Source organism: Roseateles sp. P5_E8, assembly GCF_054177665.1.
In genome coordinates this window covers 17,883-40,472 of record NZ_JBGCUM010000005.1, presented here as the reverse complement: position 1 = coordinate 40,472, position 22,590 = coordinate 17,883, and the positions used below count along the sequence as shown (strand labels likewise).

19 protein-coding genes are annotated in these 22,590 nt (G+C 67.7%); 4 read left to right on the top strand and 15 right to left on the bottom strand.

What is annotated here, in order from left to right:
* Positions 1-228 precede the first annotated feature (228 nt).
* Positions 229-1,356, bottom strand: a complete 1,128-nt coding sequence (gene tgt, locus ACXRVZ_RS04420) for a tRNA guanosine(34) transglycosylase Tgt (protein WP_457418143.1) — start codon at positions 1,354-1,356, stop codon at positions 229-231.
* 39 nt (positions 1,357-1,395) lie between these two features.
* On the opposite strand from tgt, the gene ACXRVZ_RS04415 reads away from it, so the two are divergent.
* The 3 genes from ACXRVZ_RS04415 (at position 1,396) to ACXRVZ_RS04405 (ending at position 5,012) form a co-directional block, all read left to right on the top strand.
* The gene (locus ACXRVZ_RS04415; protein ID WP_457418141.1) at positions 1,396-2,160 is read left to right on the top strand and encodes a substrate-binding periplasmic protein; all 765 of its coding nucleotides are present in this window, start codon (positions 1,396-1,398) and stop codon (positions 2,158-2,160) included.
* A 126-nt stretch (positions 2,161-2,286) separates the two neighbouring features.
* Positions 2,287-2,772 carry a (2Fe-2S)-binding protein gene (locus ACXRVZ_RS04410; RefSeq protein ID WP_457418139.1) on the top strand — a complete coding sequence of 162 codons (486 nt, stop codon included), beginning with the start codon at positions 2,287-2,289 and terminating at the stop codon, positions 2,770-2,772.
* Positions 2,769-5,012 (top strand): molybdopterin cofactor-binding domain-containing protein, encoded by a 2,244-nt coding sequence (locus ACXRVZ_RS04405; protein WP_457418137.1) that lies wholly within the window; start codon positions 2,769-2,771, stop codon positions 5,010-5,012. The genes ACXRVZ_RS04410 and ACXRVZ_RS04405 overlap by 4 nt, the downstream gene beginning before the upstream one ends.
* Before the next feature lie 4 nt (positions 5,013-5,016).
* On the opposite strand, the gene ACXRVZ_RS04400 is transcribed toward ACXRVZ_RS04405, so the two are convergent.
* The 6 genes from ACXRVZ_RS04400 to ACXRVZ_RS04375 form a co-directional block, all read right to left on the bottom strand.
* On the bottom strand, positions 5,017-5,430 hold the full coding sequence (locus tag ACXRVZ_RS04400; RefSeq protein ID WP_457418135.1) for a PIN domain-containing protein: 414 nt from the start codon (positions 5,428-5,430) through the stop codon (positions 5,017-5,019).
* A gap of 7 nt (positions 5,431-5,437) precedes the next feature.
* Complete coding sequence (locus tag ACXRVZ_RS04395) at positions 5,438-5,662, bottom strand: AbrB/MazE/SpoVT family DNA-binding domain-containing protein (RefSeq protein WP_457418133.1); 225 nt, start codon at positions 5,660-5,662, stop codon at positions 5,438-5,440.
* Positions 5,663-5,883: 221 nt separating this feature from the next.
* Positions 5,884-6,738, bottom strand: coding sequence for a hypothetical protein (locus ACXRVZ_RS04390; RefSeq protein WP_457418131.1), 855 nt, complete (start codon positions 6,736-6,738; stop codon positions 5,884-5,886).
* Positions 6,735-11,813, bottom strand: a complete 5,079-nt coding sequence (locus ACXRVZ_RS04385) for an alpha-2-macroglobulin family protein (protein ID WP_457418129.1) — start codon at positions 11,811-11,813, stop codon at positions 6,735-6,737. Before ACXRVZ_RS04385 ends, ACXRVZ_RS04390 begins: the two co-directional genes overlap by 4 nt.
* 98 nt (positions 11,814-11,911) lie before the next feature.
* Entirely contained in the window at positions 11,912-12,043 is a 132-nt protein-coding gene (locus tag ACXRVZ_RS04380; protein WP_457418127.1) for a hypothetical protein, read from the bottom strand.
* A gap of 93 nt (positions 12,044-12,136) precedes the next feature.
* A complete protein-coding gene (locus ACXRVZ_RS04375) occupies positions 12,137-13,042 on the bottom strand; it encodes a helix-turn-helix domain-containing protein (protein WP_457418125.1) in 906 nt (301 codons plus the stop codon).
* A 101-nt stretch (positions 13,043-13,143) separates the two neighbouring features.
* Between ACXRVZ_RS04375 and ACXRVZ_RS04370 the strand changes: the two genes are divergently transcribed.
* Complete coding sequence (locus ACXRVZ_RS04370; protein WP_457418123.1) at positions 13,144-14,055, top strand: DMT family transporter; 912 nt, start codon at positions 13,144-13,146, stop codon at positions 14,053-14,055.
* Here the strand turns inward: ACXRVZ_RS04370 and ACXRVZ_RS04365 are convergent.
* The 8 genes from ACXRVZ_RS04365 to ACXRVZ_RS04330 all read right to left on the bottom strand — a co-directional run bounded on the left by ACXRVZ_RS04365 (position 13,988) and on the right by ACXRVZ_RS04330 (position 22,560).
* The gene (locus ACXRVZ_RS04365) at positions 13,988-14,971 is read right to left on the bottom strand and encodes a branched-chain amino acid ABC transporter permease (RefSeq protein WP_457418121.1); all 984 of its coding nucleotides are present in this window, start codon (positions 14,969-14,971) and stop codon (positions 13,988-13,990) included. The genes ACXRVZ_RS04370 and ACXRVZ_RS04365 overlap by 68 nt on opposite strands.
* Complete coding sequence (locus ACXRVZ_RS04360; RefSeq protein WP_457418119.1) at positions 14,968-15,855, bottom strand: branched-chain amino acid ABC transporter permease; 888 nt, start codon at positions 15,853-15,855, stop codon at positions 14,968-14,970. The genes ACXRVZ_RS04365 and ACXRVZ_RS04360 overlap by 4 nt, the downstream gene beginning before the upstream one ends.
* Before the next feature lie 123 nt (positions 15,856-15,978).
* A complete protein-coding gene (locus tag ACXRVZ_RS04355; protein ID WP_458232203.1) occupies positions 15,979-17,175 on the bottom strand; it encodes an ABC transporter substrate-binding protein in 1,197 nt (398 codons plus the stop codon).
* Between the two features lie 31 nt (positions 17,176-17,206).
* Positions 17,207-17,920: an ABC transporter ATP-binding protein gene (locus ACXRVZ_RS04350; RefSeq protein ID WP_457418115.1), complete on the bottom strand. Its 714-nt coding sequence runs from the start codon at positions 17,918-17,920 to the stop codon at positions 17,207-17,209.
* 721 nt (positions 17,921-18,641) lie between these two features.
* Positions 18,642-19,412 (bottom strand): ABC transporter ATP-binding protein, encoded by a 771-nt coding sequence (locus tag ACXRVZ_RS04345; RefSeq protein ID WP_457418113.1) that lies wholly within the window; start codon positions 19,410-19,412, stop codon positions 18,642-18,644.
* A 252-nt stretch (positions 19,413-19,664) separates the two neighbouring features.
* On the bottom strand, positions 19,665-20,510 hold the full coding sequence (locus ACXRVZ_RS04340; protein WP_457418111.1) for an alpha/beta fold hydrolase: 846 nt from the start codon (positions 20,508-20,510) through the stop codon (positions 19,665-19,667).
* Complete coding sequence (locus tag ACXRVZ_RS04335) at positions 20,507-21,589, bottom strand: branched-chain amino acid ABC transporter permease (RefSeq protein WP_457418109.1); 1,083 nt, start codon at positions 21,587-21,589, stop codon at positions 20,507-20,509. Before ACXRVZ_RS04335 ends, ACXRVZ_RS04340 begins: the two co-directional genes overlap by 4 nt.
* On the bottom strand, positions 21,586-22,560 hold the full coding sequence (locus tag ACXRVZ_RS04330; protein ID WP_457418107.1) for a branched-chain amino acid ABC transporter permease: 975 nt from the start codon (positions 22,558-22,560) through the stop codon (positions 21,586-21,588). Before ACXRVZ_RS04330 ends, ACXRVZ_RS04335 begins: the two co-directional genes overlap by 4 nt.
* Positions 22,561-22,590: the final 30 nt, after the last annotated feature.

Genomic DNA, 22,590 nt, shown 5'->3' with positions numbered 1-22,590 from the left:
GTCTGAAACCCTCGGGGAAAGTTGGCTCACCAACCCCGTTGTTTCATGCAGTTACAGGCAGCGGCACGCGCGCCTGATCCGGGGAAGGCCGGCGCGATTCTGGTCTTACAGGTGTGACGGATTTACGTTTCTTGACCTGCAAACGGGGGACTCAGCGCACCAAAAGCGACCGCACCCCCCTAGGTCTTGGGAGAGGCGCCTCCGCATGACAGCGCCGTCAGGCGCTGCCTAGATGCCGCGCGCCCGATCCGCCGCAAACTGCGCCCGCCAGGCCTCGAAGCGGCCCGCGTCCAGCGCGTCGCGCATCTCCTGCATCAGGTTCAGGTAGTAGTGCAGGTTGTGCACGCTGGTCAGCATGGGGCCCAGCATCTCGCCGCAGCGGTCCAGGTGGTGCAGGTAGGCGCGGCTGAAGCCCTTGCAGCATTCGCAACCGCAGGTTTCATCCACCGGCCTTTCGTCAGCCTTGTAACGCGCGTTGCGCAACCGCAGGTCGCCAAAGCGGGTGAACAGATGGCCGTTGCGCGCGTTGCGGGTGGGCATCACGCAATCGAACATGTCGATGCCCTGGGACACACCCTCGACCAGATCCTCCGGCGTGCCAACGCCCATCAGGTAGCGCGGCTTGTTGGCCGGCAGCTGGTGGCCGATGTGGCCCAGGATGCGCTGCATCTCGGCCTTGGGCTCGCCGACCGACAGGCCACCGATGGCATAGCCCGGCAAGTCCAGCTCGGCCAGGCCGGCCAGCGAAGCGTCGCGCAGGTTGGTGAACATGCCGCCCTGCACGATGCCGAACAGCGCGTTGGGGTTCTCCAGCCGGCCGAACTCGGTGATGCAGCGCTTGGCCCAGCGCAGGCTCAGCTCCATGGACTGCCTGGCCTCGCGCTCGGTCGTCAGCACGCCCTTGCTCTCGTAGGGCGTGCATTCGTCGAACTGCATGACGATGTCGCTGTTGAGCACCGTCTGGATCTGCATGCTGACCTCGGGGGTCAGGAAGAGCTTGTCGCCGTTGACGGGCGAGGCGAACTTGACGCCCTCCTCGCTGATCTTGCGCATGGCGCCCAGGCTCCAGACCTGGAAGCCGCCGCTGTCCGTCAGGATGGGCTTGTTCCAGCTCTCGAAGCGATGCAGGCCGCCGAACTGCGTGACGACGTCCAGGCCCGGCCGCATCCACAGGTGGAAGGTGTTGCCCAGGATGATCTGCGCACCCATCTCCTCCAGCGAGCGGGGCGTGACGCCCTTGACCGTGCCGTAGGTGCCCACGGGCATGAAGATGGGCGTCTGCACGACGCCGTGGTTGAGCGTGAGCGTGCCGCGACGGGCGCGGCCTTCGGTGGTGAGGAGATCGAACTTCAGCATGGGGGCGTGATTGTCGCAGCCGGGCCTAGACTCGACTGCATGCACTGGCGCATGTGGCTGACGGGTCTGCTGCTGGTCTGCACGGAAGTGTCGGCCTGCGGGCGCTATCGCGTGGCCTTCTACGAGTACGCCGCCCTCTACTACCGCGACAGCGACGGCCACTACCAGGGCATAGACAAGGACTTGATCGACGAGCTGGCCCGCCGCACCGGCTGCCGCTTCGACGCCGTGACCGAGTCGCGCGTGCGCATCTGGGCGCTGCTGGACCAGGGGCAGCTGGACCTGACCACCTCGGCCCTGCCGACCGCCGACCGCGAGCGCAGCTTCGAGATGCTGCCCTACGTGCAGTCGCGGCAGCTCACTGTCTTCCATCCCGGGGTGGAGCAGGTGCCGGCGACGCCCGCGGCCTTCAACGCCGACCCGCGCCTGCGGCTGCTGGTGGTGCGCAGCTATCGCTTCGTGCCGCCGCTGGAGGCCTGGATCGCCCAGCTGCGGGCCGACAAGCGCGTGGTGGAAGCGCCCGACCAGCCCAGCGCCTTGCGGGCGCTCAAGGCCGGGCGGGCCGAGGCCATGCTGATTGGCAGCAATTCGCTCGCGCTGGCACGCCGGCAGGACCCGGAGTTCGAACGCTTCGTGACCGCGTCCTATGCACCTAACGAGCCCTCGGTCGGGACACTGGCCCTGTCACGACAGCGCATCAGCCCGGCCGACCGCGGGCTGATCCGCCAGGCCCTGGCAGACATGCACCAGGACGGCAGCCTGGCCGCCATCCTGCGCCGGCACCTGGGGTCGGCGTCGCCTTAGCGCTGTCAAGCGCGCATTGCGCAGATGGCGGCGCGGATTCCGCGCAAGCAGGCTTGGCATTGATCTGCTGCTGACCCTATCCTCGCGCGCCCCCCGGCGCATCCAGTCAACCACCGCTCGCAGCCCATGCCCCGATACAACCTTCGCATCAATCAGCAGCGGCAAGCCGTCGAGGTGGCCGCCGACACGCCCTTGCTCTGGGTGCTTCGCGACCAGCTGAACCTCGTCGGCACGAAGTACGGCTGCGGCGTCGGCCAGTGCGGTGCCTGCACGGTCCACGTCAACGGCACGCCGCAGCGCAGTTGCCTGCTGCCCGTATCGGGCGCGGCGGGGCTGGACATCACCACCATCGAAGGCCTTGACGCCAAGGACCAGCACCCCTTGCAACGCGCCTGGCAAGAGCTGGACGTGCCGCAGTGCGGCTACTGCCAGGCCGGCCAGATCATGACGGCGGCGGCCCTGCTCAAGCAGACGCCCAAGCCCACCGACGCCGACATCGACGCGGCGCTGAACGGCCACCTGTGCCGCTGCGCCACCTATGTGCGCATCCGCGCCGGCGTGCACCGCGCCGCCGAGATCGCCCAGCAGGACCGCAAGGGGAAGAAGGCATGAGCCCGGTCACTTCACGTCGACAGCTTTTGCAGGGCGGCGGCGGCCTGCTGCTCGGCCTGTGGCTGCCCGGCACCTCAACAGCGGCGGGCGAAGCCGTCGGCAAGCCGGCGAGCCTGGCGAGCACGACGGAGTTCAAGCCCAACGCCTTCATCCGCATCGCTGGCACGGGCGCGGTGACGCTGATCTCCAAGCAACCCGAGATCGGCCAGGGCATCAAGACCTCCCTGCCCATGGTGCTGGCCGAGGAGCTGGACGTGCGCTGGCAGGACGTGCGCATCGAGCAGGGCGACCTCGACCCCGCCTACGGCAACCAGAGCGCCGGCGGCTCCACGTCCACGCCCAACAACTACACCGACTTCCAGCGCCTGGGCGCCACCGCGCGCCTGCTGCTGCTGCGCGCCGCCGCCGCGCAATGGAACGTGCCCGAGGCCGAACTGAGCACCGACGGCGGCCAGGTCGTGCATGCGGCGTCCAAGCGACGTGTGGGTTATGGCGCGCTGGTGCCGGCCGTGGCGCAGCTGCCCATGCCGAAGGCCGACGAGGTCAAGCTGAAGGACCCGAGCAAGTACAAGCTGCTCGGCACCCGCATCGGCGGCGTCGACAACCCGGCCGTCGTCACCGGCAAGCCGCTGTTCGGCATCGACGTGCGCCAGCCGGGGCAGCTCACCGCCGTGTTCGTCAAGTCGCCGGTCTTCGCCGGCAAGGTGCGAAGCGCCAACCTGGACGCCATCAAGGCGCTGCCCGGCGTGCGTGATGCCTTTGTCATCGAGGGCGGCACGGGTGACCTGCGCGGCCTGCTACCGGGCGTGGCCATCGTGGCCGACCACACCTGGGCCGCTTTCAGCGCCCGCAAGCAGTTGCGCGTGGAGTGGGACGAAGGCAAGTACGCCAAGGACAGCTGGCGCCAGTTCGTGCAGCAAGCCGATGCGCTGGGGACCCAGCCCGGCGCCGCCGCGCTGCGCCGCGATGGCGATGTGACGGCCGCGCTGCAAGGCGCCGCCAAGACCGTGACGGCGCGCTATGAATACCCGTTCATCTCCCACGCCAGCATCGAGCCGCAGAACTGCACCGCCTGGTGGCACGACGGCATCATGGAGATCTGGGCGCCGACGCAGAACCCGGGCGCCGGGGCGAACCTGGTGGCCAGCACGCTGGGCATTCCCAAAGAGCAGATCAAGCTGCACATCACGCGCAGCGGCGGCGGCTTCGGGCGGCGCCTGAGTTCCGACTACGTTGTCGAGGCGGCGGCCATCGCCAAGCGCGTGGCCGCGCCCGTGCAACTGGTGTGGACGCGCGAGGACGACCTGCAGCACGACCACTTCCGTGCCGGCGGCTTCCACTTCCTGCGCGGCGGCGTGGATGCGAATGGCCGCGTCACGGCCTGGCACGACCACTTCGTCACCTTCGCCAACCGCGTGGAGCGCGACGGCCGCAGCCAGCTGCAGCCCGGCAGCGGCGCGGCCCTGAGCGGCGACGAGTTCCCGGCCCGCTGGGTGCCCAACTGCCTGCTGGAGCAGACGCCCATCGAGTGCAACATCCCGATGGGCCCGTGGCGCGCGCCGGGCAGCAATGTGTTCGCCTGGGTCATCCACAGCTTCATCGACGAGCTGGCCCACGCAGCAGGGCGCGACCCGCTGCAGTTCCGCCTCGACCTGCTCGGCCAGGAAGACCTGAAAGCCCCCACCGAAGGGCGCGGCCAGCCGTATCACGTGGGCCGCATGCGCCGCGTGCTGCAGGAGGCCGCCAAGCGTGCGGGTTGGGGCGGCACGCCCTTGCCTAACCAAGTAAAAGGCCGCGGCCGCGGCATCGCCTTCCACTTCAGCCACCGCGGCTACATCGCCCAGGTGGCCGAGGTGACGGTCTCGCGCGACGGCGAACTCAAGGTGGACCGCGTCACGGTGGTCAGCGACATCGGCGGCCAGGTCGTCAACCTGAGCGGCGCCGAGAACCAGGTGCAGGGCTCGGTCATCGACGCCCTCGGCACGCTGCTGCACGCCCGGCTCGACATCGAGGACGGCCGCATCGTGCAGAGCAACTTCGGCGATTACCCGCTGATCCGCCTCGCCGAGTCGCCCACGCGCATCGACGTGCACTTCCTGAAGACCGAGTTCCCCGTCACCGGCCTGGGCGAACCGGCTTTCCCGCCGCTGGCGCCGGCCGTGTGCAACGCCATCTTCGCGGCGACGGGGCATCGGGTGAGGAAGCTGCCGTTGTCGGGGATGGATTTGCGTTGGGGGTGATGAGTCAGCTCGAAGGGCCAAGCAGTTCGCCGCGTGGCAGCTTCGCGGCGCCAGCATCGAAGGTGACGAAGCGCGTTCGCCCCAGCTGCGCTGCCCGCGCGTTGTGCAGACAATCGGCGAAGTCGGCGACGGGATGCTGGTTCCAGATGTAGAGCGCCTCTTCGGCGGTCGGCTCGTGCTCCAGGACGACGCCAACCGTTTCAAGCAGACCGGAGAACGTGGCGGCGATGGCGGTCTTGGCGAGGCGATAGCGGCTGCGCAGCACCCACTCGGTTTCGAGCATGACGCCGAGCGTGATGAGCAGTGGCTCGCCAGCGGTGTCGGCCTGTTCGACCAGGCGACTTGCGGCTTGGTACTGGGCTTCGTCGTCGCGCACCAGCAGGCGCACGAGGACGTTGGTGTCGATGGCGATGCTCACCGCCGCGTCAGTCGCGGAAGGGCTTCATCTCGTCCACGCTGACCGAGGGCTGGCCAGGGCGGGTCAGGCTGCCGGCGAGGTCGAGCAGGCGGCGGGTCTTGGCGCGCATGACGACGGTGCCGTCGCTGAGGGTCGTGAAAGTCAACTTGTCACCTGCTTCCAGGCCCAGGCGCTCGCGGATTTCCTTGGGGATGGTGGTCTGGCCCTTGGCGGTGAGGGTGGCTTCGGCCATGGCTATTCCTTTCGATTTTTCGAATCGTAAGGAGATTGGGGTGCTGCCGCAAGCGGGCAACCCAATAGCTGCCACTGGACTTAAAAGTTGAGCCCCGACCCTGATTTCTGCGCAGTGTCGAGTGTTGGCATCAGCGTTGTGGTGGGTAAGCCACGCCGAGCAGCGCAAGGCGCCTCAGTGGCATGGCGGCTGCGGTGTCAGGGACAAGCGTTGCCTCAAGCCTACGGTCGTGGCACAGAGCCGCTGCACCGCACCCAGTCGGACGGCGCCATGATCTGACTCCAGCGAAACGAGTCACTTTGCCAGTGGAGGATGGTGCCTTCGGTGGCAAGGTAGACGTCGCGTGGACGCGCCTGGCCATCTTCCAATCGTGATGGCGCCACGGCGAAGCCAGTCAGCAGGAATGGCCGGCTGTCCGGTGCGCCTTTCAGCGCGGGGCCACAGGGCGCGTCGCGCCACGAATTGGGTGTGCAGACACGGACAGATCCCGGCCGGAATTCCACTTTCAGGTTAGGGCCGGTGTCCTGGAGATCGTCTACCCCATCGCCGATTGCATGCTCATCGACATCGCCGCTGGCCAAGAGCCAGCCTTTGTCAGACCAGTTGGGCCTGCTAAGCGCGCCGACGTAGACAAAGGCCGTGCTCCGGCGCACTTCCAGAAGCAGGCCCTCCCATCTCATACGCCATGCCGACTGCCCGGTGCGCTGTTCGATCACCACGTTGCTGGCCGCTGCGACGTTCTGAAGCCGGTGACCTGCCGGCCCTCCGAATTCGCGATGGTCGAAAGCGTCCTTGGTATCAGGACTGGGCCCGGCGACGGTTTGCCATGTCTTGCCGCCGTCCCGGGTTCGTGCGGTGCCTCCGTCGCCTTGCACTTCAACAGTATGGGCATCCAAAAGGCGCAGGCTATGGAGACCGGGCCCCGAGCAGCTGTTGGATTGAGCGGGAATGGCGATGGCGCCGAGCAGGATTGACAGCACTGCATCGCGGCCTTGAGCGCGACGCCATGCGCTTTTAGCGGACGGGGGCACGTCCGCCCCGCAAACGCCCATACGACCGTCCTTGATGCGGTTCACTTCTTGTCCACCACGACGATCTCCCCCTCCGCCTTCCCGACCCCCCGAATCTCCGCCCGATACATATCCTCCGCAAACGTCGCCGGCACCACATACCGGCCCGGCGTCACCGCCCGCACCAGGTAGAACAGATCCAGCGGCTGCCCCAGCCGCGCCGCCGCCACAAACCGGTCGTCTCGGTACTCGGTGTGGACGATGCGTTCATTGGCATTCGCCTGCGCCACATTGACGCCCTCCACCGTGAACTCGCCCGCCTGGGGCCCCTGGCTCAAATTCAGGTTCTCGATCTCGAAGCCGGCCGGGATGCGGTCCACCACCAGGCCGTCCTTGATGGCTTGAGTGGCCTTCACGCGCAGGCGGACGATGAACATCTCGCCGGTCGTGAACTGCCGAGCCGTCACCGGCTTGCCATCGGTCGTGAACATCGCGCGCTCGACCGAGATGCGGTCGCTGCTCGGCGCCAGCGGCTTGACGGGGTAGCCCTGGGCCGTGACGTCGAGATACAGCGGCGCCGTGCCCTCGTTCTTCAGCGTCAGGCCGGACTTGAGCTGGGCCAGCTCGAAGCTCTGCTGGCCGGTGCCGCTGCCGGCCCAGGCGTCCGACTTGGCGCCGACGGCCAGCGTCGTCTTCCAGGCGTCGTCCTTGCCCGCGCCGTTGGTGGCGGCCTGCACGGCGAGGAAGAGGGCCAGGCGCTCCTGCGTGGAGTAGTAGTTGCGCTTGCCGAAGTCGTCGGCCAGGTCGAACAGCAGGTTCTCGCGCTTGTCGTGCTGCACCTTGTGGCGCAGCAGCAGCGCATAGGCCAGGGCCCGGTCGCGGATGCGGGAGCCGTAGTCGCCCAGCCACTGGCCCCAGACGCCGTCGTCGACCTGGTAGCCGTAGCCGCGCGTCATCGCGTCGTCCAGGGCGACCTTGGCACGGGCCTCGTCGCCCATGGCCTTCAGCGCCAGCGACAGGTGCACCAGCGGCAGCGGTGACAGCGCGTTCGCGCGGTATTGGTCGTGCAGCGTGCGCAGCGTGGCCAGCGGCGCCTTCTGCTCGCGGCCGAGGATGTAGCCGGCGTGCGCGGCCTCGGCAAAGCGCGAGTGGGCGACGCGCAGCAGCTCGGCGTCGCGGTAGTCGGCAATGGCGCCGGCGGGGTTGCGGCGCGGCTCCTTGGGCGGTATGGTCTGCTGGCCGGGGCTGCGCTGGAACTGCTCGGTCAGGTTCTCAAGCGACTTCTTGAGCTGCCCTTCCGGCACCGCAAAGCCGGCGTCCCGCGCGTCCTGCAAAAAGCCGGTGACGTAGGCGCTCAGCCAGCCTTCATACGGGTTGCTGGCCGCCCACAGGCCGTAGCCGCCGCGCGCCTGCTGCATACCGGCCAGGCGGGCAAAGGCGCCCTCCAGCCGCTTGGCGCGTTCCTCTCGCGGCACGGGGGTCAGGCCCCAGCGCTTGGCGGCCTCGTCGTCGATGAAAACCAGCGGGTAGGCGCTGGACGTTGTCTGCTCCAGGCAGCCGTAGGGGTACATCAGCAGGCCCTTGACCTGCTCCTTGATGTCGATTGGCGGCGTGTTGCTGACGCTCAAAGCCAGCGTGGCCGAGCCGCCCCAGTAGGCGTCGAGCAGCGCCTTGTCGATGACCTGTGTGCCGCCGGCGTCCAGGCGGATGCGGCGGCTCTCGCGCGTCAGCGGCGTAACGGGCTGGACTTGCAGCGCCGCCTCGCGCACCAGGCTGAGCGTGCCGGCGCTGACGGTCAGCTTGATCGGCGCCAGGCCGTAGGCGTCCAGCGCCTCGGCCTGGAAGCGCAGGATCTGGCGCTGCTTGTCGGCGAGCTTGATCGACGACGCCTCGCCGGTAATGCGCACGGGCCCCGTCGCGGACAAAGCGACCTTGACCTCCTGCGGTGACCCGCTGAGGTTGGTCACGTCCAGCGCGATGGTGGCCTTGTCGCCCGGCGCGATGAAGCGCGGCATGTTCAGCTCGGCCACCAGCGGCGCGGCGACGACCGTGTCCGCCTGCGTCGAGCCGTAGCTGTCGGCACTCGACACGACGGCCATCAGCCGCAGCGTGCCGTTGAAGTCCGGCAGCTTCACGCTGATCACGGCCTCGCCCTTGGCATCCAGCGCCACCGGGCCGCTGAACAGGTCCACCAGCAGCACCTTGCGCGGCATGCTCTGCGTGTCGCGCTTGCCGGCGTCGCCGCCGAAGCGCTGCTGGGCGACGTTGCCGTCCATCTTCTCGATGAGCCGGCCGTAGAGGTCCAGGATGTCGGCGCCGTAGCGGTGCTTGCCGAAGAAGAAGTCGGCCGGGTCGGGCGTCTTGAAGTTGGTGATGTTGAGGATGCCCACGTCGACGGCGGAGAGCGTCACGATGGCCTGCTTGCCGGCGAGCTGCGGCACCTTCACCTTGACCGGCAGCGTCGTGGACGGCACGGTCTTGGCCGGCGCCTCGATGGCCACCTTCAGCTTGCGGTCCTCCCGGTTCATCGGCAGGTGCACCAGGCCCAGCGCGCGGGCCGGCGTGACGCGGTCGCCCTCGCTGCCGGGGCGGAAGGCGGCGACGGTGACGTAGAGGTCCTGCCGCTGCCAGGCCGCATCGGCGCTGACGGGGATGTCGATGTCCGTGCCCGAGGCCTTCACGCCCACGCGCTTGCTCCACAGCACGCGGTCGCCCTCGACGGTGACGACGGCCTCGCCGTCATGCGGCGGTTTGATGCTGAGCTTGGCCGTGTCGCCCGGCTTGAAGGGCGAGCCCTTGAGCTGCAGCTGAACGCGGTCGGGGCGGTTGCCGATGTCGTCGGCGTCCTGCGCGCCGTAGCCGGCGTAGAAGCCGTAGCGCAGCGTCTGCTTCGTCTCCGGGTCCTCGATCTCCAGGCGGTAGCGGCCCCACTTCACCGGCAGGTTGACCGTGGTCTTGGCGGCCAGCTTCAGCGAGCGCGCCTCAACGAGTTCGTCCGTCGTGTTGAAGCCCGAGTGCCAGCCGCGGCCGTCGTCATAACGCCAATACCACTGGCGCTCCTCGTAGGTGAGCGTGAGCTTCAAGTCCTTGGCCGGCTTGAAGGCGCCGGTCGCATCCACGCGCACGACCTCGAAGCCGGCCAGGCCGCCCTCGGGCGCCACGTTGCGGTCGAACAGCGGGCGCACGGCGACCAGCGCGGGCGCCGGCCACCAGGTGCGCTCGATGCTGCGCACCACCGGCCGCCCGCCGCTCTCCAGCAGGCTGAAGGCGCCGCGCACGCGCATGGGCGAGTGGCGTTCGTCGAGCTTGGCCGTCAGGGCGACCTCGGCCTTGCCTTCGGCGTCCAGCTCCTGCTCGGGCGCGTCCTGGCGGGACCTGGCCTTGTCGTCGGCAAAGTCGCCGAACAGGAAGCCGGGCAGCTTCTGTCCCAGCGGGTTGGCCAGGCGCTCGGTGGAGACCGTCGCCTGCAGGCGGTTGCCCGCGGCCGGGGCGCCGTAGAGGTAGTCGCCCTGCACCTGCACGGGCAGGCTCACCTCGCCCGTGAGCGCCGCGTCGGGCGCGGTCAGCGTGAGCTTCATGCGCTCGGGCAGGAACTCCTCGACCTTGAAGGCCCACTGCGCGTCCGGCTGCTTGGCAGCGGGGTCGATGCGGGCCTGGACCGTCCAGCCGCCGGTGGGCGCGTCGGCCGGCAGCGCGATGGCCTGCTGGAAGTAGCCCTGGCCGGCCTTGTTCGGCTGCACCAGCTGCTCGACGAGCTTGCTGCCGTCGGGCTTCTTGATGGTCAGCGTCAGCGGCAGCAACTTGGCCGGCACGCGGCCATCGGCGTCGCGCGACAGCACGGAGACGTTGAAGTTCTCGCCCGGCCGGTAGAGGTCCCGGCCGGCGTAGACGAAGAGCTTGTTGCTGCGCGACGGATGGCCGGTGGCGTCGAACTCCGACAGGTCCAGCGCCGCATCGCGCAGCGACAGGATGGACATCTCGCTGCCCTTCTTCGCCAGCACGGCGCGGGCCTTGTCACTGCGGCCGGTGAAGACGGCATGGCCGTCGCCGTCCGTCTGCGCCTGGGCCAGCGCCTTGCCGGCTTCGTCGACGAGGCTCAGCTCGATGCCGCTCTGCGCCTTGCCGCTCTTCAGCGAAGTCGTGAACACGTCCAGCTGCGCGGCATGGCGGCGCAGGTGCAGGCCGATGTCGGTGACGTAGTAGTGCGTGACCTGGTAGTCCCAGCCGAAGCGGCCGGGCTGGCTCATGACGGCGATGTAGATGCCGGGCTCCTGCAGCGCCTTGATCTTCTCGACGGGCAGGAAGCTGACGTTGCGGCGGTTGGCGCGCTCGTCGGTCTTGAAGCGGGTGATGTAGACGCTGTCGGTCATGGCGCGCAGTTCGTCCAGCGCCCAGCCGCCCACGGTGCCCTTCAGGCGGCGCTGGTTGTCGCCATAACCGTCGTAGTAATACTCGCCGTCCTCGTCGGTGTTGCCGCGCGTGGGGCGGTCGCGCCGGCCGCCCACCTGCTCCAGGAAGGCGGGCAGCGATTCGGGCTTCACGCGCAGGAACTGCACGTCCACCTCGGGCGTGTTGATGCTGACGACGGGCAGGCCACCGTTCTGGCCTGCCGGCAGCACCAGGCCCTTGCTGGCGAAGTAGAAGCTCGGTGGCATGGCCTCGCTGGCGGCCTCGCAGGTCTGCGCGGCGGGCAGCTTGTTGCCCGAGTGCGAGGCCAGGCCCGCGTTCATCGTGATGCGGTAGGCGCGGTCCGGCGTGGCGAAGGGCAGGTAGAGCACGCGCGGGTTGTCGCCCAACACCCAGCGGGCGGCCAGCGGCTTGAAGCTCGCCGGGTCGGCCGGCGTGGCCTTGCTGTTGGGGTTGTCGGGGTCGGCTCGTCTGCCGGGCGTGCCTTCGGCGGCGGTCAGCAGCGCGCCGAAGTCCTGCCGGCGGTCCAGCGCCTGCGTGAACATGACGGCAATGGCCGGCGAGCCGTCCAGCAGCCGCGCCTTGCACTCGCTGAACGCAAAGGCCGCTTCCTCGGCGCCGATCTCGGCGCTGCTGGGCATGGCCGGCGCACGGTGGGTGGCCCACCAGCCGCCAGCCGCCGCTCCCACCACGACCACGGCCGCAATTGCGCCCTGAACAAGCTTGGATGCCATCCCGTTTCTCCGCTGAGTGCGCGGCGAGTGTAGGGAGGCTCAGCGGGGGATTCGGGGGGAGAAATTCCCCAAGTTGGGGAGGCGGTGCCCAGGCTGGTTCAGCGCTGGGGAACCTGCATGGTCAGCGGCGCGTCCACTCGGGTGCCCACGGGCTCGTCCAGCGTCAGCACGAAGCCCAGCACCGACACGATCAACGTGACGGCGAAGCGGAGGCGGGCAGACCTGAACATGAGTTCGATAGTGGGCCACGCAGCGCTCCAGCGCGCCCCCTAACTCACTGGTGAATGCTGACGGCGTGTTGGCAGCAGTCAACAGATGTGAGGTTAGTTACGTCTGCATGCGAGCCGGAACTGGCCCGGTGTGGCACCCGTGGCGGCCTTGACGTGCCGGCTGAGGTGGCTGGCACCCGCATAGCCGCAGGCGGCGGCGATGTCGGCCAGCGGCAGCGCGGTCTCACGCAGCAGCGCGCGGGCACGGTCCACGCGGCGCGCGGCCACCCAGTCGTGCACGGTGCAGCCCATGGAGGCGCGGAACATGCGGGCGAAGTGGAACTCGGACAGATTCGCTTGAGCGGCCAGCCGGGGCAGGCTGAGGTCGGCGTCGTCCAGATGGGCATCGACGAACTCCAGCACGCGTCGCCGTGCCGCGCTCGACAGACCACCACCAGCGGCGCGCTCGGCACGATCGCGCTGCCGGGGCTGAGCGGCCTGCAGTACGAGATGGTCCAGCGCCGCCTGGCTCAGCGAGTCGATGCGCAGGCGCTCTGCCGGGTCCAGCCAGTCCCTGGCAGAGACGCCTTGTGCCCAGGCGGCCAGCGTGGCGTCCTCGCCAAAGATGCGCTGCTCCAGCGTGATGGCGCGGGGCTCGGCGTCCAGCAGGCGCACGACGCGGTCGGCCCAGGCGTCGGCGGACAAATAGAGGTGCACGAAGCGCAGGGGCCCGGCCACGTTCCAGTGCGATTCGTGCTCGGCCGGCAGCACGCAGTGGCAGCCGGGATGGCCGGTCTCGCGCGGTGTCTCGATCAGGTGGGTTTGGCGCCCGCCTTGCAGGTAGACCGACAGCGTGTGGTGGCCCGGCCGCTGGTAGTCCATGCGGCCGCCGTCGTTGCGCCACTGCACCAGGCGCAGGCCGTCTGCCAGCGCCAGCTCGCGCTCGCGGCGGGCACGGGAGCGGCCCAGCACGTCGAAGACGGGCTGGTGCGCTGTCGAGCCGGCGGTGAGATCGGGCATGCCGCGATGCTACGGGCCGCGCCCTTTCCCGCGCCGTGGCAGGGTGGACGATGCGCAGGAATATGCAATCGCGCGGCCGGCCCGCGCGCCATGCTGGCGGCATGAATGCTTTTCTCTATGTGCTGGTCGTGCTCATCTGGGGCACGACATGGATCGCCTTGAAGTGGCAGCTGGGCTCGGTGCCCATCGCGCTGTCCATCGCCTACCGCTTCGGGCTGGCGGCGCTGGTGCTGTTCGCGTGGCTCATCTGGCGGCGCCAGCTCGTCCTGCCACGCGGCAAGGCGCTGGGCTGGGTGCTGGCGCAGGGGCTGTGCCTGTTCTGCCTGAACTTCGTGTGCTTCCTGAACGCCAGCCAGACGGTGGCCAGCGGCCTCGTCGCCGTGGTGTTCTCCAGCGCGGCGCTGTGGAATGCGCTGCTGGCGCGGGTCATCCATGGCCGGCAGATCGCGCCGCAGGTGTTGGCCGGCGGCGCGCTGGGGCTGGCCGGGCTGGTGCTGCTGTTCTGGCCCGAGATCAGCGGCGGGCATGCCACGGCGGCCGGCCTGGCCTGGGCGCTGGGTGGCACGCTGTGCTTCTCCACGGGCAATTTGCTGTCGGCGGCGCTGCAAGCCGAAGGGCTCAAGCCGGTGCAGACCAATGCCTGGGGCATGGCCGTGGGTACCGCCATCCTGACGGCTTATGCGCTGCTGGCCGGCCTACCCTTTGCGTTCGACGTGAGCACGCGCTACGTCGGCGCGCTGCTGTATCTCGCCATCCCCGGCTCGGTCATCGGCTTCACGGCCTATCTGACGCTGGTGGGGCGCCTCGGCCCGGAGCGCGCGGCCTACAGCACGGTGCTGTTCCCGGTCGTGGCGCTGAACGTGTCGGCCTGGGTGGAGGGCTATGTGTGGACGGCGCCGGCGCTGGTCGGCTTGCTGCTCGTGATGGCGGGCAACGTGCTCGTCTTCAGGCGGGGCGCTTCGAAGTCCACCGCTCCCACAACGCCACCGTCTCACCCACGAGCCCGCGTCTGAAGGCCAGCACGCAGACGATGAAGATCAGGCCGGTGACCAGGCTGACCGACTCGCCCAGGCTGTTGAACCATGCCACGCCGGTCAGCTCGCCCAGCCAGTTACCGAAGTCGCCGATCTTGTTCTCCAGCGCAATGATGACCAGCGCGCCCACCATGGGCCCGATGAGGGTGCCCATGCCGCCCACCAGCGTCATCAGGATGACAAGGCCGGAGGTCGTCCAGATCGCATCGGTCAGCGTCGCGAAGCCGAGCACCAGCGTCTTGGTGGAGCCCGCCAGGCCAGCCAGCGCGGCGGACAGCACGAAGGCCAGCAGCTTGAAGTGCGCCGTGTCATAGCCCAGGGACGTGGCGCGCGCCTCGTTCTCGCGGATGGAGGTCAGCACCTGGCCGAAGGGCGAGTGGACGATGCGGTAGATGAGCCAGAAGGCGGCAATGAAGAGGCCCAGCACGACGTAGAACAGCGTCAGGTCGCTGGCCAGATCCAGCCCCAGGAAGTGTCCGCGCGGCACGGACTGCAGGCCGTCTTCCCCGCCGGTGAAGGGCGTCTGCAGGAAGAAGAAATACAGCATCTGCGCCAGCGCCAGCGTGATCATCGAGAAGTAGATGCCCGAGCGGCGGATGGCCAGCAGGCCGAACAGCAGGCCCACGCCGGCCGCGCCGGCCATGCCGACGAGGATGCCGACCGGCGTCGGCAGGCCCCAGACCTTGAGCGCGTGGCCGGTCACATAGGCGGCGGTGCCCAGGAAGGCCGCATGGCCGAAGGACAGCAGGCCGGTGAAGCCCACCAACAGGTTGAAGGCGCAGGCGAACAGCGCGTAGCACAGCACCTTCATGACGAAGACGGGGTAGACGCCGAAGGCGGGCAGCAGCGCTATGGCGGCGAAGAGCGCGACGTAGCCGAGGAGCTTCTTGTTCATTTCTCTTTTCCGAACAAGCCAGCGGGCCGCACCAACAAGACGATGGCCATGACGACGAACACGACGGTGTTGGACGCCTCGGGGTAGAAGACCTTGGTCAGCCCCTCGACGATGCCCAGGCCCAGGCCGGTCAGGATGGAGCCGAGGATGGAACCCATGCCGCCGATGACGACGACGGCGAACACCACGATGATGAGGTTGCTGCCCATCAGCGCCGACACCTGCAGGATGGGTGCGGCCAGCACGCCCGCAAACGCGGCCAGCGCCACGCCGCCGGCATAGGTCAGCGTCACCATCAGCGGCACGTTGATGCCGAAGGCCTGCACGAGCTTGGGGTTCTCGGTGCCTGCGCGCAGCTTGGCACCCAGCGAGGTCTTCTCGATCAGCGCCCACACGGCGAAGCAGACGATGAGGGACGCGACGACGACCCAGGCCCGGTAGTTGGGCAGGATCATGAAGCCGAGGTTGGTGGCGCCCTGCAGCGCGTCGGGCACCTGGTAGGGCTGGCCCGACACGCCGTAGACCGAGCGGAACACGCCCTCGATGACGAGGGTGATGCCGAAGGTCAGCAGCAGGCCATAGAGGTGGTCCAGCTTGTAGAGCCACTGCAGCATCGTGCGTTCGATGACGATGCCGATGAGGCCGACGGCGAGCGGCGCGAGACCGAGCATGAACCAGTAGTTCAGGCCCAGGTATTCCAGCCCCATCCAGGCGAAGAAGGCCCCCATCATGTACAGCGCCCCATGGGCGAAGTTGATGATGTTGAGCATGCCGAAGATGACCGCCAGGCCCAGGGACAGCATCGCGTAGAACGAGCCGTTCACCAGGCCGAGCAGCAGCTGGCCCAGCAGGGCCGGCAGTGGAATACCGAAGAACTCAGTCATGGGGCGTCAGATTCAAAGGCAACCACAGAGGCACAGAGGCACGGAGGAAATACAAAAGAGTCAAAGGCTGTTCTCAGTGCCTCTGTGCCTCTGTGGTTGCATTTCCTCATGCCGCTCAGCCCATCACTTCTTGACCAACGGGCACTTCGAGTCCGCGAGCTTGGTGAAGGCCTCTTCGCCCGGGATGCGCGTGACGACCTTGTAGTAGTCCCAGGGCTCGGTCGACTCCTTGGCCGACTTCACCTGCATCAGGAACATGTCGTGGATGCCGCGGCCGTCTTCCTTGCGGATGGTGCCGGTGGTGTAGAAGTCCTTGATTGGCGTGTCCTTCATCTTGGCGATGACCTTGTCGGCGTCGTCGGTCTTGCCGGCGTCCACGGCCTTCAGGTAGTGGGTCACGGCCGAGTAGTCCGCCGCCTGCAGCGACGAGGGCATGCGCTTCATCTTGTCGAAGAAGCGGCGGCTCCAGGCGCGCGCCTCGGGGGTCTGGTTCCAGTACCAGSWGTCGGTCAGGTACATGCCTTCGGTCGTCTTCAGGCCCAGCGAGTGCACGTCGTTGATGAACATCAGCAGGCCGGCCAGCTTCATCGTCTTGGTGATGCCGAACTCGTTGGCCGCCTTGATGGTGTTGATGGTGTCGCCGCCGGCATTGGCCAGGCCCAGGATCTGCGCGCCCGAGCCTTGCGCCTGCAGCAGGAAGCTGGAGAAGTCGTTCGCGTTCAGCGGGTGCTTGACGCTGCCCTTGACCGTGCCGCCGTTCTTCTGCACGACAGTCGTCGTGTCGGCCTGCAGTGCAGCGCCGAAGGCGTAGTCGGCGGTCAGGAAGTACCAGTTCTTGCCGCCCGCCTTGGTCACCGCGCCACCGGTGCCGTTGGCCAGGGCCACCGTGTCGTAGGCGTAGTGGATGGTGTAGGGCGTGCAGTTGGCGTTGGTCAGCGCGGAGCTGCCGGCGCCGATGGCGATGAAGGGCTTCTTCTTCTCGGCCGCCACCGTGGCCATGGCCAGGTTGGCGCCGGAGTTGGTGCCGCCGATCAGCAGGTCCAGGCCCTGCGTGTCCATCCACTCACGGGCTTTTGCCGAGGCGACGTCGGCCTTGTTCTGGTGGTCCGCAAAGATGAACTCGACCTTCTTGCCGGCAGCCATGCCCTTGAGGTCGGCGATGGCCATCTTGATGGCCTCCACGCCGCCGGCGCCGTCGATGTCGGCATAGACGCTGGACATGTCGGTCAGGAAACCGATCTTGATGACGTCGCCCGAGATCTGAGCGTGTGCTGCAAAGCCGCAGGTGGCGAGGGCGGTAGCGATGAGGGTCTTCTTCATGGTTGTCTCCTGGGTGTGAGTCTTTGTGGGTTCAAACGCTGAGCAGCTCGTCCATGCGCGCCTGGTGGGCCGGCAGGTCGGCTGCGGGGAAAGACAGCACGACTTCGCCGTGCTCGATGACGATGAAGTGGTCGGCCAAGGGGGCGGCGAAGCGGAAGTTCTGCTCCACCATGACGATGGTTAAGCCCTGGCTCTTGAGCGTGCGGATCATGCGGGCCAGGGCCTGGACGATGACGGGGGCGAGGCCTTCGGAGATCTCGTCCAGCAAGAGGATGTCGGCGCCGGTGCGCAGGATGCGCGCCACGGCCAGCATCTGTTGCTCGCCGCCGGACAGGCGTGTGCCGGGGCTGTTCTTGCGCTCGGAGAGGTTGGGGAACATGGCGTAGATGTCGGCCTCGCTCATGACCTTGCCGCGCTTGGCTTTGAGCAGCGGCGGCAGGCGCAGGTTCTCTTCGGTCGACAGGCTCGCGAAGATGCCGCGCTCTTCGGGGCAGTAGCCGATGCCGAGGTTGGCGATGCGGTGTGTGGACAGGCCGATCGTTTCTTCGCCGTGGACCTTGATGGAGCCCTTTCTGGCTCCAGTCAGGCCCAGGATGGCGCGCAGCGTGGTGGTGCGGCCGGCGCCGTTGCGGCCGAGCAGGGTGATGACCTGGCCGGGCTGCACGGACAGGTTGATGCCGTGGAGGATGTGGCTTTCGCCGTACCAGGCATGGAGGTTTTGGATTTCGAGTGCTGGGGTGGCCATGGCTTTTGTCAGCTTGCTCGGTGAGGTAGGTTGCTCTTGCGGAGAGCGCGCGTGCCCGGTGCATTGCCGGGAGTCCGTCCCGGCGGCCGGGTAACTTTCTTCTGCGGGGCCAGAAGAAAGTCACCAAAGAAGAGGCCCTGAACCGCACACGAGCGCGAGGCCACCAAGAGCGGCGCGCGAAAACATCCACCGGCGTTGTGGGCAGACGCGAACCGCTGCGCTCTCGCTGCTGTCCTTGTGACGAGCGCCATGGCGCGCCCCTTCACGCCGCCTAACGCCGGCTGCACGCCGGGCTCACCAGGAATTGCCACGTCGCTGGGGCGACGCCACAGGGGTTGGGCGGGGCGGCGTTGGGGTTCGCTGCGCTCACCCCAACCTACAAGGCGCGAAGAGCCATCGCGTCGCCCGAGCGACGCTGACTTCGGCATTTCTCGTGAGCCCGGCGTGCAGCCGCGCGTTAGGCGGGCTGAAGCGGCTATGAGTGCCGCTGGTGACAAGGACAGCAGCGAGAGCGCAGCGGTTCGCGTCTGCCCATTCACCGACCGGCCGTTGCAGGGCGCAGCTCGTGCATGTGGTGCTGGTGTGCGGTTCAGGGCCTCTTCTTTGGTGACTTTCTTCTGGCCCCGCAGAAGAAAGTTACCCGGCCGCCGGGACGGACTCCCGGCAATGCAACGAGCAGACGCACTCTCCGCCAAGCGACCAATAGCAGCGCGCAACAACATCAATGCGCCCCCACCAATTCAGTCGCCTCGGTGCCCATGTACGCCTCCAACACCGCCGGATGCTTCGACACCTCAGCGTAGTCGCCCTCCGCCAGCACAGCCCCACGAGCCAACACCGTGATCCGGTCCGCAATGCTCGCCACGACCTTCATGTTGTGCTCCACCATCAACACCGTGCGCCCCTCGGCCACGCGCTTGATCAACGCAGTCACACGGTCCACATCCTCATGCCCCATGCCTTGCGTCGGCTCGTCCAGCAGCATCAACTGCGGCTCCATCGCCATCGTCGTGGCGATCTCCAGCGCACGCTTGCGGCCGTAAGGCAGGTCCGCCGCCTTCAAAGAAGCCATGTCCCGCAGATCCACCAGCTCCAACAGCGCCAGCACCTTGGCATCCAGCGTCTTCAACCCGGTCAAGCCACGCCAGAAATGGAAGCTCGTGCCGGTGAACCGCTGCAGGCCGATGCGCACGTTCTCCAGCACCGTCAGATGGGGGAACACGGCGGAGATCTGGAAAGACCGGATGACGCCACGTCGCGCGATCTGCGCCGAGGTTTCGCCGGTGATGTCGGTGCCCGCAAAGACGATGCGCCCGCGCGTGGGCGTCAGGAACTTGGTGAGCAGGTTGAAGCAGGTCGTCTTGCCCGCGCCGTTGGGCCCGAGCAGCGCGTGGATGTGGCCACGCTGCACTTGCAGATTCACGGAGTCCACGGCGGTGAAGCCCTTGAACTCCTTGGTCAGGTCCTGCGTCTCGAGGATGAATTCGCTCATGGACTTCCGGGGGTTGGCTGCGCGACTCTAGGCCTTCAAGCCTGACGCCGGCTTACGGGCATTCACGTAGGGGCCTGTTGAAGCGACGGGGATCAGTGCGAGAGGCTCTGCGCAGGCGCAGCCCTCTCCCTTCGGGTTGCCACTCAAAAGCCCGCGCGCGGCGTTGCGAAGCCTCGCTGGGGGCCTACCCCAGCTTCGTTTCGCGCCTTGCTCGCAGGCTTTTGACTGACAACGCATCTGATCCCCGTCGCCTCAACAGGCCCCCTGATCCGCGGAAAGAAAACGTTCGATCAAGCCGATCTGCTCCGGCGTGTTCAGCGCCGGCGCATGGCCGCAGCCGGGGATGACGGCCACCGCCGCACGCGGGCCGCGCTCGCGCATGGCCTGGGCGGTTTCGGCGGTCAGCAAAGTCGAGTCCTCGCCGCGCAGGCACAGCACCGGCAGGTCGAGCTGGTCCCACGCGCTCCACAGCTCGTAGTCATCGGGGTGATGCTCGAACTGCCGCACCAGGGCCGGGTCGTAATGCGGCGTCACGCGGCCATCGGGCAGGCGGCGCAGCGAGGTCTCGGTGAGATGGCGCCATTGCTGGTCGGAGAGAACACCAAAGCTCGCGTAGATCTCGCGGAAATAGGCATCCAGCTCGGTCACCGTCGCAAAGCTCGGCGGCTGGCCGGCATAGGCCTTGATGCGCGCGAGCGCCGAGGCCGCCAGCTCGGGGCCGTTGTCGTTCAGCACCAGGCGCCTGATACGGCCGCGCAGCCTTGTCGCCGCGCCCAGCGTACCGATGGCGCCGCCCATGGACGTGCCCACCCAATGCACCTTCTGCAGCCCCAGTTGATCCAGCAGCGCTTCGGCTTGTTCGACATAGAACTCCAGGCAGTATTCGCGCGCCGGGTCCACCGCCCATTGCGACAGGCCACGGCCCGGTGTGTCGGGGCAAACGACGTGCCACTTCGCGCTGAGGGCGGCAGCGAAGTCGTCGAAGTCGCGGCTGCTGCGTGCCAGGCCGTGCCAGGCGATGACGGTGGGCGCGTTGGCATCGCCCCAATCGGTGACGTGGACCTCGCGACCCAGGCAGTTGACGTAGCGCGATTTCATTTTTGGGTCCTTCCCCGCGTCCACGCCGCCAGCCGCAGCCGCCCGACGATGCCGCCGGGGAAGTGGTAGACCGCCAGCACGAACAGCAGGCCCAGCCACAGCAGCCAGCGGTCGGGCGAGACCAGCGTGCTCAGCACCGGCACGCCTTCGACGAGCGAGCCCGCGCCCTTGAGCAGCGCCTGCAGATAGTTCTGCGCGACGATGAAAAGCACGCTGCCGATGACGGCGCCGTAGACCGTGCCCATGCCGCCGATGACGACGATGAGCAGCAGGTCCAGCATGATTTCCATGCTCATCGCGGTTTCCGGGCCGGTGTAGCGCAGCCAGAGGGCCAGCAGGGCACCGCCGCAGCAGGCGAGCAGGGCCGCAATGACGTTGGCGCCGGTGCGATAGACGACTGTGCGATAGCCGATCGCCTCGGCCCGGAACTCGTTCTCGCGGATGGCCTGCAGCACGCGCCCGAAGGGCGAGTTGACGATGCGCAGCAGCAGCGCAATCAGCCCCAGCACGACGACGAAGAGCAGGTAGTAGGTCAGCAGCCGGCCGTCGAGCATGACGCCGAGGAGGGGCTCTTCCATGAACTCGGTCGACGGGCGCAGCACCTCGGGGAGCTGGAAATTCAGGCCGTCCTCGCCGCCAGTGAAGTCGCTCAGCTGGGAGCACAGTGTCATGAAGGCCGACGCCACGGCAAGCGTGATCATGGCGAAGAAGATCGCCTTCACGCGCAGGCTGGCCAGGCCCATGGCCAATGCGAGCACGGCACTCAGTGCAAGGGCTGCAGCAAAGCCGATGGCCAGCGAGCCCCAGTCCGCCCCCAGCCGCGCCGACGCGATGGCAATGCCGTAGGCGCCGATGCCGACGAACATCGTGTGCGCAAAGCTGACGATGCCGGTGTAGCCCAGCAGCAGGTCGTAGCTGGCCACGAGCAGGATGAACACGAGGATCTTGGCCGCGACGTTGAGCGCCTGCGTGCCGGGGAAGATGAACGGTGCACCGAGCAGGCCGATGAAGCAGGCGATGAGCATGCCGGCCAGGATGCGGCTGCGCGGCAGGTCGTGGGAGAGCAGCGAGCGGATCATTTGGCGCCCACCGGGTAGAGGCCTTGCGGGCGCCACAGCAGGATGGCCACCATCAGCCCGATGTTGGAGAACAGCGCCGCCTTCGGCGCGATGAAGCCGACGTAGTTGGCGACCAGGCCCACCAGCAGCGCGCCGATGAGGCAGCCCACGGTCGACCCCAGGCCGCCGATGATGATGACGATGAAGATCAGCAGGTTGACCTGCCCGCCGATCTGCGGCGTGACGCCCTGCTGCACCAGGCCCCACAGCACGCCGCCCAGGCCCGCGAGCGCGGAGCCGGCGACGAACACGCCGACGAAGAGCCGCTTGATGCGATAGCCCAGCGCCTCGACCATCTCGCGGTCCTGCACGCCGGCGCGGATCAGCAGACCAATCTTGGTGCGGTTCAGCACGAGCAGCAGCGTGATGAGGACGGTCAGGCCGATGAGCATGGACAGCACGCGGAACTTTTCGACGGCGACGTCGCCCATCAGGAAGATGCCGCGCAGGGCGTCGGGCATGGGCAGCGGGATGAGCTGGGCGCCCCAGGTCGCCTTGATCAGCTCCTCGCCAATGATCATGCCGCCCATGGTGATGAGGATCTGCTTCAGGTGCTGGCCGTAGACGGGTCTGACCAGCACTCGCTCGAAGACGACGCCGACGGCGGCGGCGATGGCCATGCCGGCTGTGCATGCTGCTGCGAGGGCGGCGAGGTTGCTTGCCACGTCGGGCGACGTGGCCCAGGGGGCGAGGGCTGCTAACACCGTGGTCGCAGTGAATGCACCGAGGGCGATGAAGACGCCGTGGCCGAAGTTGAGGACGTCCATCAGGCCGAACACTAGCGTCAGGCCGGAGGCGATGACGAAGATGATCAGGCCCATGGCGATTCCTGCCAGGGTAAGGTTGAGCCAGGTGCTGGGGCTGCCGGTTAGTGGGAGTGCTAGCAGCATGATTGCGGCCAGGAGTGCCAGCGGTCTTGGGTCGAGTTTCATGGGCTCGCTACTTCGCGTTGGATGCTTTTG